Raw genomic sequence first — 16,560 nt, forward strand, 5'->3', positions numbered from 1 at the left:
GCGGTATGCTGTCAGCCCCTGCTACCCTTCGCCTGCGCGCGCGTCTCCGACTCGCCACGGCCTCTCTCCGGAGGCTGCTGTCGGAGGGGGCGGCGCCGCATACCGACGCCGATCGGCTGCAGATCGAGGCGGAAATCGCCGACGGCGCCCGCATATCGGGCGGGTATTTCGCCCTGCTATTTTGTTCCTGTGGCATCGCCGCCCTGGGGCTGTTGCAATCCTCCGCCGCCGTGGTCATCGGCGCCATGCTGATCTCGCCTCTGATGGGGCCAATCATGGGCATGGGCATGGGTGTGGCCAGGCTCGACGCCCGGGCCTTTGAGCGCGCCGCGGTGGCCCTGGCCCTGGGGGCGGCGGTTTCGGTGGCCGCCTCGGCGCTGATCGTCTGGGCCTCGCCGCTCAAGGACGTGACCCCGGAAATCCTCGCCCGGACCAGGCCCACCCTGTTGGATCTGGTGGTGGCCATCCTGTCGGGGTTCGTCGGCGCCTACGTCCTGATCACCAAGCGGCCGGGCGTTGTGGCCGGGGTGGCCATCGCCACGGCCCTGATGCCGCCACTGGCGGTGGTGGGGTATGGCCTGGCTACAGGGGCCTGGAACATGGCCGGGGGCGCCTTCCTGCTGTTCCTGACCAATGTGGTGGCCATCCTGGGGGCGGTGTTCGCCGTCGCCCGGCGCTACGGCTTCCAGCCGGCGGTCCGCGGCCGCAGGCGCTGGGAAGAGATGGCCCTGGTGGCGACCCTGCTGCTGCTGTCCCTGCCGCTCGCCGTCTCGCTTCGCGATATCGTCGTTGAGGCGCGAGAAACGGCCCGCGTGCGGGGCGCGATTCAGGCGGTGTTCGAGGCCGGCGATCAGCACATCACCGACCTGCAGGTGCTCGCCGGCGGCGGCGGCGTCGAGCAGGTGCGCGCCGTGGTGGTCACGGGGCGTTTCCAGGCCCAGGCTGAACAGCGGGTGGCCGAGGCCCTGGGCGGCGGCCCAGACGTGCAGATCGAACAGATTCTCACCGCCGATGGGCTGCCCCGGGCTGACCCCAGCGGCGGCGCCCTGGCCAACAGGGCGCTGGCCACCTCCAGGCCCTTGCGCACGACGCCGGAACAGAAGCTTCGGGACATGCTTGCGGGGGTGGGCGTGGTGGAGGCCGTCGAGGTGCACGAGGCCGGCCGCCTGCGCGCCTCGGTGCGCCTGAACCGGCCCGCGAGCCTGGACGACTACGCCGCTCTGGAGGCCGCCGCCCAGCGCTTCCTGCCCGAGGTGAGCCTCGACCTGACCCCGCCCTTCCTTGATCTTCCGGTGATCGCCTTTGCGGAGGGCCGCAGCACCCTCGACCCGGCCGCCGAGCGCCGCGTGGCGCTGATCGCCTGGGCCTTCAGGCGATGGAACATTCAGGGGGCCGAAGTCGTTGGGTCGGCCAGCCCCGGACCTCGGGGGCCAAGGCCCCGGGATCTCCGTGTGGCCGAGGCCCGAGCGCAAGCCGTGGCCGATCGGCTGGAGGCCCTGGGCGTGCGCGACATTGAAATCAGAAGCGAGACGCCGGACGTCTCGCCACGGGACCCCTCGGCCCTGTGGTTCGCCGCTGTGCGCCCCCTGGGCCTGCCCGGCGCCGCTGACCCTGCTGCAAACTCCAGCCCTGACGAGGTCGCCCCGTGAACGACGCTCTGTTGGCCGGGCTGGTCCTCATCTTCGCCCTCACCCTGTTCGCCTGGGACAAGGTGCGCCACGACCTGGTGGCGGTCTGCGCCCTGGGCGCCTGTCTGATCCTCGGCCTCACCACCCCCGACCAGGCCCTGCAGGGGTTTTCCGACCCCGCCGTGGTGGTCGTGGCCGCCGTGCTCATCATCGGCCGGGCGATCGAGCTGACCGGCGTGGCGGCGGCGGCGACCGCACGGCTGGCGGCCCTGCGCATGCCCTTTCCCCTGCAGCTCAGTATTCTGCTGATTGCGGCCGCGGCGCTCTCGGCCTTCATGAACAATATCGCCGCCCTGGCGATCACCATGCCGGTGGTGGCCAGCGTCTGTCGCGCCGCCCGCCTGCCGGCTGCTGCGGGCCTGATGCCGCTGGCCTTCGCCACCATCCTGGGGGGCATGACCACCCTGATCGGCACGCCCGCCAACCTGATCCTGTCCTCGGTCCGCCGGGAGGAGCTGGGCGAGCCTTTCGGCTTCTTCGCCATGTCGCCCCTCGGCGTCACCGTCGCCGGCGCTGGCCTGCTCTATCTCTGCCTGATCGGCTGGCGGCTGACCCCCCGGCGGAGTGGCGAGGAAGCCGCCAGCGGCGGGCGCAACGTGTTCGAGCTCATCCCGCCCAAGGCTGAGCTTGGTGAAGACGGCAAGCCGGTGGAGATCGACCACGAGGCCCTGTTCGCCGAGATCAAGGCCTCGGGCGCCCATGTTCTGGCCGTGATCCGTCGCCATCGACGGATCAAGCTGGACAAGCTCGACCGGCTGGCGCCCACCGACCGGGTGCTGGTGGTCTCGCCTGAGGACCCCTGGGACCTGGCCAACAAGCTGGGCGCCAGCCTGGCGGTGGAGCGCTCCACCGCCGCCGATGCGGTGACCTCCCGGGTCGCCGTGGCCCACGGCTCGCCGCTGATCCGACGGCCCTATGACACCATCGCCGCTGAGACTGACCAGGAGCTTCGGGTGGTGGCCGCAGGTCCCCGGGCGGCCGGCGCCGACGGCTCCCTGGGCGCCATGGAGATCCGGGCCGGCGACCAGCTGGTGCTGCACGGGCCCGCCGAAAAGCTGGAGGCCTATCTTCGCTATGGTCGTCTGCTCGAGCTGGACCGCAAGTCGGCCGTGGTGGTGCAGCCCAGGCGCGCAGCCCTGGCGCTTGGCATCTATGCGGCGGCCGTGATCGCGGCCGTGGCCTTTGGCATGCCCACGGCGCTGACCTTCGCGGCGGCGGCGGCTGGCCTGGCGGCCCTGCGTTTCCTGCCCTCGGGCGAGATCTATTCGTCCATCGACTGGCCGGCCATCGTGCTGCTGGCGGCCATGATCCCGGTGGGCCAGAGCTTCCAGACCAGCGGGGCGGCGGCCTACGTCGCCGACGCCATGGGGGCTGGCCTGGGCGGGGCGCCCCTGTTCGCCGCCGCGGCCGCCATCTCTGTGGCGACCATCGTGCTGTCGCTGTTCCTGAACAATGTCGCCACCGCCGTGATCATGGGCCCGGTGGCCATCGGCATGGCCGTCCAGCTGAATTTTCCGCCAGACGCCCTGTTGCTGGCGGTGTTGATCGCCGCCTCGTCGGACTTCCTGACCCCCATCGGCCACCAGAACAACCTGCTGGTCATGGCCCCGGGGGGATACAAGTTCCGCGACTATGCCCGGGTGGGGGCGGCCCTGACCGCGTTGGTGGTCCTGGTCTCCTCAGGCATGATCTCGATGATCTATACCTAGGCGCGGCCCTTGCATTGAGCCACGCGGCCCCGCCACTATGTCGGCGCGCAGAGAGACCAGGACCGCCCCTTGTTCAAAAGCCTGTTCGGCAAGAAGACGCCCAAGGCCCCGCCGTCCACTGGCGGGCGCAGGGTCTATGCCGTCGGCGATATCCACGGCCGCCATGATCTGCTGGTCGGCCTGCTGCGCGAGATCGCCCTGGACGTCAGCGCCGAACCCCCAGCCGCCCAGCCGATCCTGGTCTTCCTGGGCGATTATGTGGATCGGGGTCCTGGCTCCCATCAGGTGGTGGAGACCATCCTGACCCTGCGCCGCGAGCCCGGCTTCGAGGTCCGCGCCCTGAAGGGCAATCACGAGGAGGCCTTGCTGCGCTTTCTCGATGAGCCGGCGTTCGGCGCCACCTGGGCCGAGCATGGGGGCAACGCCACCCTGGCCTCCTATGGCGTCCAGCCTCCGGTCACCCGCACTGATCCCGAGGCCTGGGCGGTGGCGCGGGCGGCCTTTGGCGAGGCCCTGCCCGGCGCGCACCGGACCTTCTATGACGATCTCGACCTGATGACCGAGGTGGGGGACTACGCCTTTGTCCATGCCGGCGTGCGGCCGGGCGTGCCCCTGGCCCAGCAGGCTGAGCGGGACCTGCTGTGGATCCGCGGAGAATTCCTCCAGGCGCCCGGCCCCTTCGGCAAGATCATCGTCCATGGGCACACGCCGATGGAGGAGCCGCAGATGACGCCTCACCGTCTCGGCCTCGACACCGGCGCCTACGCCACCGGCGTGCTCACCGCCGCGCGCCTGGACGACAGCGGCCAGAAGATCATCCAGGCTCGGGTCAGCCGCGCGGCGGCCTAGTCGTCAAGAACCTCACCGGCGGGGATGTGGCGATAGCGGGCCTCCACCAGGGCGAAGGCGCCGAAGCTAATCAGGCCCAGCCCCACGCCGATCAGCAGACCATCCCCCCAGGGCGCGCGCTCCAGGGCCTGGAGCGCCTCGGCCAGGCCCGCAGCCTCGGCGGCGTTGGCGTGCAGACCCGCCTGTACCAGCATCACCCCCATGACGGCGAAGGCCGCCCCCCGGGCGCCATAGCCCAGCCGGCCCAGGGGCTCGGCCAGCCGGCCGACAGCGCCGTCGCAGACCAGTTTCTTGCAGAGCCCGCCCATGACGGCCTTGATGATGTTGGAGGCGCTGGCCGCCAGGATGAAGACCCCGACGCCGACAATCAGCCACTCGCCGCCGGGGATGGCCAGGGCCTGGGCGGCGGCCTCCTGCTCGCTCGCCCCCTCCTCGGCGTCGCCGAGGTCCTCCAGCAGGTCCAGGGCGCTGAACACCGAAAAGCCCAGCGTCCCATAGACGAGGCCGCTGATCGCCTGGCCCGCCCGGGTGGCGAGCGCCTTGGGCGAGGTCCCCTGCCGCTCGGCGTCGAACACCGACTGCAGCAGACGCCAGCCCGCAAAGCCATAGAGGCCGAACCCGGCCGCCCCCAGCAGCATGAAGCCCAGGGGCCATTGGGCCAGGGCCTCCACGGCCCCCAGCGATCCTTCGGCCTCCGGGGTCATTTCCAGGGCGGCCATCACCGCGATGGCGCCGATGCTGAGATAGACAAACCCGCGCGCGGCATAGCCGAACCGGCAGGCCAGCTGCGCCAAGGCCCCAAGCGGCGCCTCGCCTAGCCAGCGCAGGGTCTGGCGTAGGGCGGTCTCGGCGTCGTGTTCGGAAGCGGTGGCCATGGCCGGGAGAAACGACGCCGCAACGGCGCAGGTTCCGGCCCGCCTGAGGCTTAGTGGGCGTCGTCCCAGTTGGCCGCGGCCCGGGCCTCCACCACCAGGGGCACGGAAAACGCCACGGTGGGTTCGGCCGCGGTCTCCATCACGGCCTTGATCACCCCGATGGCCGCCTGCGCCTCGGCTTCAGGGGCCTCGAACACCAGTTCGTCGTGGACCTGCAGCAGCATGCGGGTGGACAGACCCGCCCTGGCCAGCGCGCCGGGCATGCGGATCATGGCCCGGCGGATCACGTCGGCCGCCGTGCCCTGGATGGGCGCGTTGATGGCGGCGCGGTCGGCGAAGGCGCGCATGCCGGCGGCCTTGGCGCCCACCTCGGGGATGTTCACCTTGCGGCCAAACAGCGTGGTGACGAAGCCTTGGGCGCGGACCTTGGCCTTCTCCTTATCCATATAGTCGCGGATGCCGGGGAAGCGGTCGAAATAGGTGCGGATATAGGCCCCGGCCTCGTCCTGCGGGATCGACAGCTGGTTGGCCAGGCCAAAGGCCGAGATGCCATAGACGATACCGAAATTGATCGCCTTGGCGCGCCTGCGGGTCTCGGCGGGCATGCCCTCGATGGGCACGCCGAACATCTCCGAAGCCGTCATGGCGTGGATGTCCAGACCGTCCAAAAAGGCGCGTTTAAGCTGCGGAATGTCACCCATATGGGCCAAAATGCGCAGCTCGATCTGGCTGTAGTCGGCGCTGATCAGCAGGTGGCCCGGCTCGGCTACGAAGGCCTTGCGGATCTTGCGCCCCTCCTCGGTGCGGATCGGGATGTTCTGCAGGTTGGGGTCCGAGGACGACAGCCGCCCCGTCGTGGTGGCCGCCAGCGCGAACGAGGTGTGGACGCGCCTGGTGTCGGGCGCGATGGCCGCCACCAGCGCGTCGGTATAGGTGCCCTTCAGCTTCGACAGCTGGCGCCAGTCCAGCAGGACCCGCGGCAGCTCGTGGCCTTGCAGGGCCAGTTCCTCCAGCACCGAGGCGTCGGTGGACGAGGCGCCCGAGGCGGTGGTGCGCTTCGGCGCCAGCCCCATCTCCTGGTACAGGATCTCGCCGACCTGCTTGGGCGAGCCCAGGTTGAACGGCCGGCCGGCCAACCCATGCGCCTGTTGCTCGAACTCGGCCATGCGCAGGGCGAAGTCGTTGGAAAGCTTGCGCAGGTGCTCGGGGTCGACGGCGATGCCGGCCACCTCCATGTCGGCCAGCACGGCGGCCAGCGGACGCTCCAGGGTCTCATAGACGGTGAGCAGGCCTGCGGGCGCCAGCCTGGGCTTGAGCACCTGATAGAGACGGAGGGTCACGTCGGCGTCCTCGGCGGCGTAACAGGTGGCCTCCTTCAGGGCGACCTTCTTGAAGCTCTTCTGCCCCTTGCCGGTCCCGGCCACCTGCTTGAAGGGGATCGGCTCATGGCCCAGCCACAGGCGCGACAGTTCGTCCATGCCGTGGCCGTGCAGACCCGCCTCCAGCACGTAGGAGATCAGCATGGTGTCCTCGACCGGCGCCACGCGCACGCCATAGCGCGACAGGACGGCCAGGTCGTACTTGGCGTTCTGGGCGATCTTCAGGACGGCTGGGTCCTCCAGCATCGGCTTCAAGAGCTCGATGGCGATGGGCAGGGGGATCTGCGTCAGGTCCGACGGGGCGTCGAGCGCCAGGCCGTCCAGCTCCTCATGGGCCAGGGGAATGTAACAGGCCTGGCCGGGCGCGATGGCCAGGGACACGCCGCACAGGCCCGCGCTGGCTGACGACAGGGCGTCGGTCTCGGTGTCGAAGGCGACGACGCCGACTGCCCGGGCCTTCTCGATCCAGGCCTCTAGGGTGGCCACATCGCGCACGCACTCATAGCCATTGACGTCGATGGGCGGCGCCTCGGGCGCGGCCCGGGGCTCCGGCGCCGGCTGGGAGGGCGCGGCGTCGCCGGCGCTGACCCGGCGGGCCAGACTGCGGAACTGCATCTCTTCCAGGAAGGCGGCCAGGGTGGCGGGTTCCGGCTCGGCCACCACCAGCTCGTCGATGGCGGCGGGCAGGGGAGTGTCGCAGTCCAGCTGCACCAGCAGGCGCGACAGGCGGATCTGGTCGGCGAAGTTGATCAGGGTCTCGCGCCGCTTGGGCTGCTTGATCTCAGACGCCCTCGCCAGCAGCGTATCGAGGTCGCCATATTCGTTGATCAGCTGGGCGGCGGTCTTGACGCCGATGCCGGGCGCGCCCGGCACATTGTCGACGGAGTCGCCGCACAGGGCCTGGACGTCCACCACCTTTTCCGGCGGCACCCCGAACTTCTCGATCACCTGCTCGCGGCCGATCTTCAGGTTCTTCATGGTGTCGAGCATGGAGACCCGGTCGCCGACCAGCTGCATCAGGTCCTTGTCGGACGAGATGATGGTCACCTCGCCGCCCATGTCCCGCACCTTGCAGGCATAGGCCGCGATCAGGTCGTCGGCCTCATAGCCGGGCAGTTCCAGGCTCGGCACGCCAAAGGCCCGGGTCGCCTCCCGCACCAGGGGAAACTGCGGGATCAGGTCCTCCGGCGGCGGCGGCCGGTGGGCCTTGTACTGGTCATAGAGCTTGTTGCGGAACGTCTTCTCCGAATGGTCGAAGATCACCGCCAGGTGGGTCGGCGCATCGGCCTGGGCCCGCATCTCCACCAGCAGCTTCCACAGCATGTTGCAAAAGCCCGACACCGCCCCGATGGGCAGTCCGTCGCTCTTGCGCGTCAGCGGCGGCAGGGCGTGATAGGCGCGAAAAATATAGCCCGACCCATCCACCAGATAGAGCCGCACCGGCGGCCCATCCTGAGTGGGCGTCCTGGGCAGGTCGGGCAGGGGGGCGGCGTCGAGGGTGTCGGTCATCCGCGGAAGATAGGCGCGCGGGCGGCGGTGGTCACGTGCGGAGAGCTACTTCTTGTTGATCGCAAGGACTGGCGAGTAGCAGCTCGAATTGACGGGACACGTCGCGCTAGGGTTAAAAAACGATGCCGGCAGGGCATTGTGTTGGGGCCTCAGAATTCCGCCTGGTGAGAGGCGAATGGCCTCACGCAGGGCGCGCGGGAACATTCTTGTGTGGGCCCAGAAAATGTTTCGCGGGACCGGAAACCCAATGATCGGGTCGCCACCCAAGGTTTAGCTTAGATAGCAAAATATCATCCAGACTATCCGTAGCGAAACTAGCGACCATCCCACCCGCCAGCCCTGGAAGTCCGGTGCCGGATAGCGAGTGTCCGATCGCCGTCCCGAGGGCCGACATTAGCACGATTTTGGTCATCTTATATGGAAGTCCGGAAACTACCCTTGACCCCGATATTACCGACTTCTCGTATTCGGAGATGAGATCGCCATTTGATGGTCGCTCTCTGAGCCATGACTTGAATTTGCGGGTTGATTTAGATTCTGCGAAGTTAAGAATATCGACAATGGTTCTCTCGCCACTATTGATGGCGACCCCAAAGGATCGGCCTTGGAATTTAATATCCTCGAATCGGTCTATATTTTCTCGGCCCCTGTCAATTTTGTCGAAAAAACTTTTAACCTTATGTCTTAAAATCGATGAATGAAGATCACTTGCCCATATATCGCAAAAACTGTCACCCGCAAAAAACATCTCCGCGCGAACATTGTAAATTGGGTTTATGAGGTGGGGATATGTTATGGTGTCGTCTTCAGTTAGATGCTTGGTCTTCGATAGCAGGTTTGCTAGACGCAGATTGATGTTGCTCGTAACCAAGAATCTCGAATCATCCTGAACCGAATCGGCTCGCACGAGGTTTAGGAAGGGATATTCCGGTGCCATATCATGAAGAGCAAATCGAACGCATTGGCTTAGGAAGTCGCTATCAAGCATGTCGGATAGCGCCGCCGTCGTCACGTTTTTGTTTGGAGTCTCTCTAACCTGAACAGATTCCATCAAGCGACGAATTTTGCGCGCTGGGATAGCTCCTGTACCAAAGCGACGCCGCGTAGTGACGATCATCTCATCCTCGGCGCCGTTTACACGGCGGCCAGAAGCATCTCCTGCCAATGTTATCGTGCAAAATGAATAAGGTAGGAGATCGCTTTCCTCCGTCAGGATTGCCGATATCCCGAAATCATATAAGATCGTAACAAGGTCACTCTCTGCAATCCGAATTGTTTCATCAATTCCCACTGCTTCTATCAGGTCGCAAAGAGATCCATTCTGATATAGAATCTCGACATGGCCATAGTATACGAGCGCCTCGGCAAACGCGGCGAGTTGAAGTCCGTTAGGAAGAAGAATCACGCGCTCTAGCATTTGATAGGAGCGGATCAGCTCTCATCTGCGCGCGCAACTGTAATCAATGGGTTGCACGGGTTAGAGTTGAAAAGTGAGGGCACCCACCCTTTTCCCGGTTCAAGTCAGTGCGCATCCCAGTCCGCGCTGACGACCGGCGCTCGCGGCGCCCTCCACCGCGTCATCCTGGGCCTTGTGCCCAGGATCGCTGGTGACGCTCGCGCCCGCCTTCGACAGGGATGCTCGCCACAGGGGCGAGCATGACGGCGTTGGGGGTGGGGTGGTGCGCGCCTAATCCCGCAGCCAGGCGAAGGTGCGGGTGATGAAGGCCTGGCCGTCTTCCAGCACCGGCGGGGCGTGGGCCATGAGGACGCGGCGGGTCGGCCAGGCGGTGATGCGGGTGAGCGCCGTCCGGGCCGCCTTCCGGTCGGTGAAGGCCAGGCGGAACTTGCGCGGGGTCTGGGGCGCATCCCCGGTCATCAGGTCCAGCCGGGCGATGAGGGCGCGCCAGCCCTTCAGGCTGGCGGGGTCGAGGTGCTGGATCAGGTCGGCGAACAGGGCGGTGCGGCTGGCCCGGTGGAAGAAGACCACCTCCGTGGCGATCCTGTTGCCGGCCATGTGGACCTGATCGATCTCCGCCGACCAGGGGTGGCCGCCGTCCTGGGACGTCCCGTCCTGCAGGTCGCCGTCGAAGGCGAGGTCGGGGCGGCGCTGGCGCAGGCCCGGCGGGGCGTAGAGCCGGGCGTCCGGATAGGCGGCCTGCCACTCATTCAGGAACAGGTTGTGCATGGCCGTGGGCGAGACCAGGTGGCGCACGGGCCCCAGGGCGTCGACGGCGGCCTTCAGCTCAGGGCTGAGCGTCGTGGGCGACCAGATGAAGAGGTCGCCGTTCGCCAGCCGGATCACCACCAGTTGGGTCGGATAGGCGAACCCCAGGACGCGCACCTGCGGCCCCGCCGCCGTCCAGATGTTCTCGTCCAGTGGGTGCAGCATGGGGGCAGGGTGCACGGCTCTGGGGCTTGGGCAAGAGACCTCTCCCCCCACCGTCATGGTCGGACTGGATCCGACCATCCATGAACACTGGGGCCGGCCGCGGTGTGCATGGACCCCCGGATCAAGCCCGGGGGTGACGGGAGGGGGGCGTCACCAGCACCCTGTCACCGAACCTTCACCGCGATACGTCGCGCCCCATTAGCCCCGGGCCCCGTCCCGTGATATGGCCCCTTCCCCGCGATGCGGGCGTTTTGGGACTGTGATTTGCCGGCGGCGGCAGGGAAGGGCGCGAGATGAGCAGAGTGTTGGTGATCGGCGCGGGCGGCGTGGGCTCGGTGGCGGTCCATAAGATGGCCATGTCGGCCGACATCTTTAGTCACATCACTCTGGCCAGCCGCACGCGGTCCAAGTGCGACGCCATCGCCGCCTCGGTGAAGGCGCGCACCGGCGTGGTGGTGGAGACCGCCAGCCTGGACGCCGACGACATCGCCGCGACCACGGCCCTGATCCAGTCGGTGAAGCCGGCGCTGGTGGTCAATCTGGCCCTGCCCTACCAGGACCTGGCGATCATGGAGGCCTGTCTGGCGGCGGGCGTGAACTATCTCGACACCGCCAATTACGAGCCGCGCGACGAGGCCAAGTTCGAATACAGCTGGCAGTGGGCCTATCAGGACCGCTTCAAGGAAGCCGGGCTGATGGCGCTGCTGGGCTGCGGCTTTGATCCCGGCGTGACCTCGGTATTCACCACCTACACCGCCAAGCACCTGCTGGACTCCATCGAGACCCTGGACATCCTCGACTGCAACGGCGGCGACCACGGCCACCCGTTCGCCACCAATTTCAACCCTGAGATCAATCTGCGCGAAGTGACCGCGCCGTCGCGCCACTGGGAGAACGGCCAGTGGGTCGAGGGGCCGGCCCTGGCGCACAAGCAGGTGTTCGACTTCGACCAGGTGGGCGAAAAAAACATGTACCTCATGTACCATGAGGAGCTGGAGTCCCTGGCCAAATTCTACCCTGAAATCAAGCGTATCCGGTTCTGGATGACCTTTGGCGACGCTTACCTCAAGCACCTCGACGTGCTGGGCAATGTGGGCATGCTGCGCATTGATCCGGTGATGTTCGAGGGCCGGGAGATCATCCCGCTACAGTTCCTGAAGGCGCTCCTGCCCGAGCCGGCCTCGCTCGGCCCGCGCACCAAGGGCAAGACCAATATCGGCACCATCGCCACGGGCCTGAAGGATGGCGCTCAGAAGACCGTCTACATCAACAATGTCTGCGACCACGAAGAGGCCTATGCCGAGACCGGCAGCCAGGCGGTCAGCTACACCACCGGCGTCCCGGCCATGATCGGGGCGGCCCTGATGGTGCAGGGCGTCTATGCCGGCAAGGGCGTGTTCAACATGGAGCAGATGGACCCCGACCCGTTCATGGACATGCTGAACACCCACGGCCTGCCGTGGAAGGTCCGCGACCTGCCCGCACCCCTGGACTTCTGAGGCGTCATGGAGACCAAGGCCGGCGGCGCCGGCGCGTTTTCCCGGTTTGACCTGGCCCGCGTGCCGTCCCCCTGTTTCGTGGTCGATGAGGCGGCGATTGCGCGCAATCTCAGCGTCCTGGCCGATGTGGGCGAGCGCGGCGGCGCCCAGGTGCTGCTGGCGCTGAAGGCCTTTTCCATGTGGTCGCTGGCCGGTCTGGTGGGCGAGCATCTGGACGGGGTCTGCGCCTCGGGCCTCTGGGAAGCCCGGCTGGCGCGGGAGTTCTTTTCCGGCGAGCTGACCACCTATTCGCCGGCCTACAAGGCCGCTGACCTGCCGGAGATTCTGCGGCTGTCAGACACGGTGATCTTCAACTCACCCGACCAGATCGCGCGGTTCTCAGACCTGATCGAGGCCGCGCGGGCGGCGGGCGAGACCTTCCAGATCGGCCTGCGGCTGAACCCCGAGCACAGCGAGGCCGAGGTCGCCAAGTACGACCCCTGCCAGATCGGCTCACGCCTGGGCTTTCCGGTCTCGCAACTGACGCCTGAAAGCCTGCGGGGCGTTGATGGCCTGCACATCCATGCGCTCTGTGAACAAGGGTTCGAGCCGCTCAGCCGCATCTGGGCTTCGCTGGAGCCGCGGCTCGCCGGCGTGCTGGGCCAGCAGATCAAGTGGGTGAACTTAGGCGGCGGCCACCACATCACCCGGGCCGACTATGACCGCGAGGCCCTGGTGGCCTTCCTGGCCGAGGTGAAGGCGCGCCATGGGATCGCGCTGTTCCTGGAGCCGGGCGAAGCCATCGCGCTCGACGCCGGCATCCTGGTGGGCGAGGTGCTGGACGTTTTCGACAACGGCATGGCCATCGGCATCACCGACATCTCGGCCACCTGCCACATGCCCGATGTGATCGAGGCGCCCTACCGCCCGGCGATGATGGGCGAGCCGGATGACGGGGTCAGCGTTCGCCTGGGCGGCCCGTCCTGCCTGGCCGGCGACATCATCGGCGACTACCTGTTTGAGCAGCGCCCGGCGCCTGGGACCCGCATCGCCTTCCTCGATCAGGCGCACTATTCGATGGTCAAGACCAACACCTTCAACGGCGTGCCCCTGCCGGCCATCGCGCTCTGGAACAGCGACACCGACGCCCTGAAGATGGTGCGCGAGTTCGACTACACCGAGTTCCGCGACCGCCTGTCCTAGAGGCTGGCGTAAGCCGCCTCGATCAGCCGCTTGGCGCGGGGATCGCCCATCAGGTGGGCCGACTGCCTGTTCATCACATAGGCCCCGGCCAGCCCGGTCTGAGGGTCTGCAAAGGCGCATGAGCCGCCCCAGCCGGAATGGCCGAAGGTCGCTTCCCCCGGCCCCCAGGGTTTCAGCGGCCCATTGCGCATGACGCCGGCCCCCCAGCTCATCACGAAAGGCAGGACGAGGTCCTGGCCGGCGATCCGCTCGCGGGCCATCTCGGCGATCAGGGCCGGCGACAGGATCATCTCGCCCTCCAGCCAGCCGCCGGACGCCAGGGCGCCCATCAGCCGGGCCAGCGCAGGCGCTGTGGCGTGCCCGTTGGCCGACGGGATCTCGGCGCGCCGCCATTCCGCCTGACCGCGACCGCCCGGCGAGGACCAGGGCTCGAGGAAGGCGGCCTTGGTGGGGGCATTGATCTCGCCGAAGTCGGGAAAGGCCGGCGGGCGCTGCAAGTCGGCGCAACGGCCGTGTTCTGAGTCCGGCAGGCCGATCCACAGGTCGAGGTCGAAGGGGCGGGCGATGTCTTCGCGCAGGGCCGTCCCCATCGTCCGGCCGTCGACCCGGCGGAAGATCTCGCCGGCGAGGTAGCCGTAGGTCACCGGGTGATAGCCGCTGGCGGTTCCCGGCGGCCACAGGGGCGTCATGGCCGCCAGCCTGGCGCAGATGGCGTCCCAGTCGAACCACAGGGACGGTTCGATGGCCTCCACAAAGCCCGACAGGCCGGCCTGATGCGACAGGACCTGTTCGACGGTGATCTCGCCCTTGCCGGCCTGCGCGAATTCCGGCCAGACCTCGGCCACCGGCTGGTCATAGGCCAGGCGTCCCTGTTCAATGAGGCGCGCGATCATCAGGGCGGCGAGCGCCTTGGTGGTGGAAAACAGCGGGGTCAGGGTGTCGGCGGTAAACGGCTGGGTGCGGGCGCGATCGGCGTGGCCGGCCCAGAGGTCGACGATCAGCTCGCCATCCTTGACCAGGGCAAACCGCGCGCCAAGCTCCTCGCCCCGGGCGAAGTTGTCTTCGAAGGCGCTCGCGACAGCCTCGAAGCCCGCCGCGCAATGGCCGTGAATATCCCTCGCCGTCGTCGTCAGTTCAGTCGCTCCATGCGGACATGCGGGGAGGTGGCCTTCAGCCGCTGGGCCATGGCCACCAGGGGAAGTTCCCGCGCCTTCCACATATGGGCCGCTGAAACCGTTTCGGCCACCCCGCCGACGGCCCGGGGCAGGGCGTAGGCCGGGGCGAGACCGTCGAGGACGGCGGCGCCATAGAGGGCGGTCAGCAGGTCGCCGGTTCCCTTGGGAGCGTCGGGCGAGGGGGCGTGAGCCGCCAGCCAGGCCTCCTTGCGGTCGGCATAGATCACGCCGATCTCCTCCCCCCGGGCGACCGAGGAGATCAGGGCTGGCTTGCCCAGCAGCCGGGCGCCGGCCAGGGCCTGGGCGGGGTTGCGGGTCTCGGCGCCGGTGAGCCGCTGCAGCTCCCAGGTGTTGCAGGCGATGAGGTCGGCCCGGGGGACCAGGTCGGCGGTGACCGCCTCAGCCACGTCGATGGGCACATAGAGGCCCTTGCCCGAGTCTCCCAGGGTTGGATCGACGATGACGAAGGGCTTGCGGGCGCCGGCGTCCCGGGGGGCGGCGCGGACGGCGTCGATGGCCCGGGCCGCGGAGCGCACCTGCAGCGCGCTGGCGAAATAGCCGGTGATGACCAGGTCGATCTGGGAGAAATAGCCGTTGGCCTCGATGCCATCGAGCATGCCGTCAATGGCGTCCACCGGCACGGCCGCCCCCCCAGGGGGGCCCCAGCCGGGATGACGTCCATAGAGGACGGTGGGGACGACCATGGCGTCCACCTTGAAGGGCGCCAGCGCCAGGGCCTGGGCGGAGCCGCCAACCTGGCTGGCGGCGACGTGACTGGAAATAATGAGGGCGAGCGGCATGGGGCCGCATAGAGAAGCGCCGCGCCGGGTCCCGCAAGGGGACACGACGCAGCGTTGCAAATAATTCTCCCGAGACCCGCGAAAGTCGCAGGTGCAGTTCTAGTATCGGTAGTGGTCCGGCTTGAACGGGCCAGCTTCCGGCACGCCAATATAGTCGGCCTGTTCCTTGCTGAGACGGGTCAGCTTGGCGCCGAGTTTTTCCAGGTGAAGGATGGCGACCTTCTCGTCCAGGTGCTTGGGCAGGGTGTAGACCTTGGTCTCGTAGCGGCCGCCGTTCTGCCACAGCTCGATCTGCGCCAGGGTCTGGTTGGTGAAGGAGGCGCTCATCACAAAGCTCGGATGACCCGTGGCGTTGCCCAGGTTCACCAGCCGGCCTTCCGACAGGACGATGATCTTCTTGCCGTCGGGGAATTCCACGTGGTGGACCTGATCCTTGATCTTGTCCCACTTGAAGTTGCGCAGGCCGGCGATCTGAATCTCGGAGTCGAAGTGGCCGATGTTGCAGACAATGGCGTTGTTCTTCATCGCCCGCATGTGATCGACGGTCAGCACATCCTTGTTGCCGGTGGCGGTGACGAAGATGTCGGCCTTGTCGGCCACGTCCTCGACGGTGACGACCTCATAGCCTTCCATGGCCGCCTGCAGGGCGCAGATCGGATCGACCTCGGTGACCATGACCCGGGCGCCGCCGTTGCGCAGCGAAGCGGCCGAGCCCTTGCCCACGTCGCCATAGCCCATGACCACGGCAGTCTTGCCGGCCAACATGACGTCGGTGCCGCGGCGGATGGCGTCGACCAGGCTCTCGCGGCAGCCATAGAGGTTGTCGAACTTCGACTTGGTGACGCTGTCGTTCACATTGATGGCGGGGTAGGGCAGCTCGCCCCGCTCAGCCATCTGATAGAGGCGGTGAACCCCCGTGGTGGTCTCTTCGGACACGCCCTTGATGGATTCCCGGATGGCCGAATAGAAGCCGGGCTTCTCGGCGAGGTAGCGCTTCATCACCGCATAGAGGGCTTCTTCCTCTTCGTTCTGCGGGTTGTTCAGGACCGAGGGGTCCTTCTCGGCCTTGGGACCGAGCACGGTCAGCAGGGTGGCGTCGCCGCCGTCGTCGAGGATCAGGTTGGGATAGCCGCCGTCAGCCCATTCGAAGATCTTGTGGGCGTACTCCCAGTACTCCACCAGGGTCTCGCCCTTGATGGCGAACACCGGCGTGCCGGCCGCGGCGATGGCGGCGGCGGCGTGGTCCTGGGTGGAGAAGATGTTGCACGAGGCCCAGCGGACCTCGGCGCCCAGGGCTTCCAGGGTCTGGATCAGGACCGCGGTCTGGATCGTCATGTGCAGGGAGCCGGCGATGCGGGCGCCCTTCAGGGGCTGGCTGGCGCCAAACTCTTCGCGGGTGGCCATCAGACCGGGCATTTCGGTCTCGGCGATCTCGATTTCCTTGCGGCCAAAGTCAGCCAGGCTGATGTCCCTGACGATGTAGTCGGTCATGTCGGTGGGTCCTGC

The 16,560-nt window shown here is 67.3% G+C and carries 12 protein-coding genes; 5 read left to right on the forward strand and 7 right to left on the reverse strand.

All coding sequences use genetic code 11. From position 1 onward, the window contains the following. Positions 1 to 5 precede the first annotated feature (5 nt). The 3 genes from Q8K84_RS01325 (at position 6) to Q8K84_RS01335 (ending at position 4,246) form a co-directional block, all read left to right on the forward strand. Positions 6 to 1,649: a DUF389 domain-containing protein gene (locus Q8K84_RS01325; RefSeq protein WP_305279842.1), complete on the forward strand. Its 1,644-nt coding sequence runs from the start codon at positions 6 to 8 to the stop codon at positions 1,647 to 1,649. Then, a complete protein-coding gene (locus Q8K84_RS01330) occupies positions 1,646 to 3,397 on the forward strand; it encodes an SLC13 family permease (RefSeq protein ID WP_305279843.1) in 1,752 nt (583 codons plus the stop codon). The genes Q8K84_RS01325 and Q8K84_RS01330 overlap by 4 nt, the downstream gene beginning before the upstream one ends. Before the next feature lie 69 nt (positions 3,398 to 3,466). Further along, complete coding sequence (locus tag Q8K84_RS01335) at positions 3,467 to 4,246, forward strand: metallophosphoesterase family protein (RefSeq protein WP_305279846.1); 780 nt, start codon at positions 3,467 to 3,469, stop codon at positions 4,244 to 4,246. On the opposite strand, the gene Q8K84_RS01340 is transcribed toward Q8K84_RS01335, so the two are convergent. The 4 genes from Q8K84_RS01340 to Q8K84_RS01355 form a co-directional block, all read right to left on the reverse strand. Beyond that, positions 4,243 to 5,121: a DUF1206 domain-containing protein gene (locus Q8K84_RS01340; RefSeq protein ID WP_305279848.1), complete on the reverse strand. Its 879-nt coding sequence runs from the start codon at positions 5,119 to 5,121 to the stop codon at positions 4,243 to 4,245. The genes Q8K84_RS01335 and Q8K84_RS01340 overlap by 4 nt on opposite strands. Positions 5,122 to 5,171: 50 nt before the next feature. Next, positions 5,172 to 8,009, reverse strand: coding sequence for a DNA polymerase I (polA, locus tag Q8K84_RS01345; RefSeq protein WP_305279849.1), 2,838 nt, complete (start codon positions 8,007 to 8,009; stop codon positions 5,172 to 5,174). 181 nt (positions 8,010 to 8,190) lie between these two features. Then, positions 8,191 to 9,414, reverse strand: coding sequence for a hypothetical protein (locus tag Q8K84_RS01350; RefSeq protein ID WP_305279852.1), 1,224 nt, complete (start codon positions 9,412 to 9,414; stop codon positions 8,191 to 8,193). 282 nt (positions 9,415 to 9,696) lie between these two features. Then, positions 9,697 to 10,398 carry a DUF4336 domain-containing protein gene (locus Q8K84_RS01355; protein ID WP_305279855.1) on the reverse strand — a complete coding sequence of 234 codons (702 nt, stop codon included), beginning with the start codon at positions 10,396 to 10,398 and terminating at the stop codon, positions 9,697 to 9,699. A 293-nt stretch (positions 10,399 to 10,691) separates the two neighbouring features. Here Q8K84_RS01355 and Q8K84_RS01360 point away from each other — a divergent pair, with 293 nt between their 5' ends. Both Q8K84_RS01360 and Q8K84_RS01365 read left to right on the forward strand, forming a co-directional pair. Beyond that, positions 10,692 to 11,897 (forward strand): saccharopine dehydrogenase family protein, encoded by a 1,206-nt coding sequence (locus Q8K84_RS01360; protein ID WP_305279857.1) that lies wholly within the window; start codon positions 10,692 to 10,694, stop codon positions 11,895 to 11,897. A gap of 6 nt (positions 11,898 to 11,903) precedes the next feature. Next, on the forward strand, positions 11,904 to 13,079 hold the full coding sequence (locus Q8K84_RS01365) for a carboxynorspermidine decarboxylase (protein WP_305279859.1): 1,176 nt from the start codon (positions 11,904 to 11,906) through the stop codon (positions 13,077 to 13,079). Here Q8K84_RS01365 and Q8K84_RS01370 read toward each other — a convergent pair. From Q8K84_RS01370 to ahcY, 3 genes are all read right to left on the reverse strand, one after another. Beyond that, complete coding sequence (locus tag Q8K84_RS01370) at positions 13,076 to 14,212, reverse strand: serine hydrolase domain-containing protein (protein WP_370867813.1); 1,137 nt, start codon at positions 14,210 to 14,212, stop codon at positions 13,076 to 13,078. The two genes, Q8K84_RS01365 and Q8K84_RS01370, sit on opposite strands and share 4 nt — an antisense overlap. Continuing rightward, positions 14,209 to 15,054 carry a pyridoxal kinase gene (locus Q8K84_RS01375; protein WP_305279861.1) on the reverse strand — a complete coding sequence of 282 codons (846 nt, stop codon included), beginning with the start codon at positions 15,052 to 15,054 and terminating at the stop codon, positions 14,209 to 14,211. The genes Q8K84_RS01370 and Q8K84_RS01375 overlap by 4 nt, the downstream gene beginning before the upstream one ends. Before the next feature lie 99 nt (positions 15,055 to 15,153). Next, positions 15,154 to 16,545, reverse strand: a complete 1,392-nt coding sequence (gene ahcY / locus Q8K84_RS01380) for an adenosylhomocysteinase (protein ID WP_305279863.1) — start codon at positions 16,543 to 16,545, stop codon at positions 15,154 to 15,156. Between the last annotated feature and the right edge of the window lie 15 nt (positions 16,546 to 16,560).

Source organism: Phenylobacterium sp. (genome assembly GCF_030679875.1).
Classification (GTDB): domain Bacteria; phylum Pseudomonadota; class Alphaproteobacteria; order Caulobacterales; family Caulobacteraceae; genus Phenylobacterium.

Coding starts and splice junctions, on each gene's coding strand:
- Q8K84_RS01325 (WP_305279842.1), top strand. CDS start 6: ATGCTGTCAGCCCCTGCTACCCTTCGCCTGCGCGCGCGTCTCCGACTC.
- Q8K84_RS01340 (WP_305279848.1), bottom strand. CDS start 5,121: ATGGCCACCGCTTCCGAACACGACGCCGAGACCGCCCTACGCCAGACC.
- polA (WP_305279849.1), bottom strand. CDS start 8,009: ATGACCGACACCCTCGACGCCGCCCCCCTGCCCGACCTGCCCAGGACG.
- Q8K84_RS01355 (WP_305279855.1), bottom strand. CDS start 10,398: ATGCTGCACCCACTGGACGAGAACATCTGGACGGCGGCGGGGCCGCAG.
- Q8K84_RS01360 (WP_305279857.1), top strand. CDS start 10,692: ATGAGCAGAGTGTTGGTGATCGGCGCGGGCGGCGTGGGCTCGGTGGCG.
- Q8K84_RS01365 (WP_305279859.1), top strand. CDS start 11,904: ATGGAGACCAAGGCCGGCGGCGCCGGCGCGTTTTCCCGGTTTGACCTG.
- Q8K84_RS01375 (WP_305279861.1), bottom strand. CDS start 15,054: ATGCCGCTCGCCCTCATTATTTCCAGTCACGTCGCCGCCAGCCAGGTT.
- ahcY (WP_305279863.1), bottom strand. CDS start 16,545: ATGACCGACTACATCGTCAGGGACATCAGCCTGGCTGACTTTGGCCGC.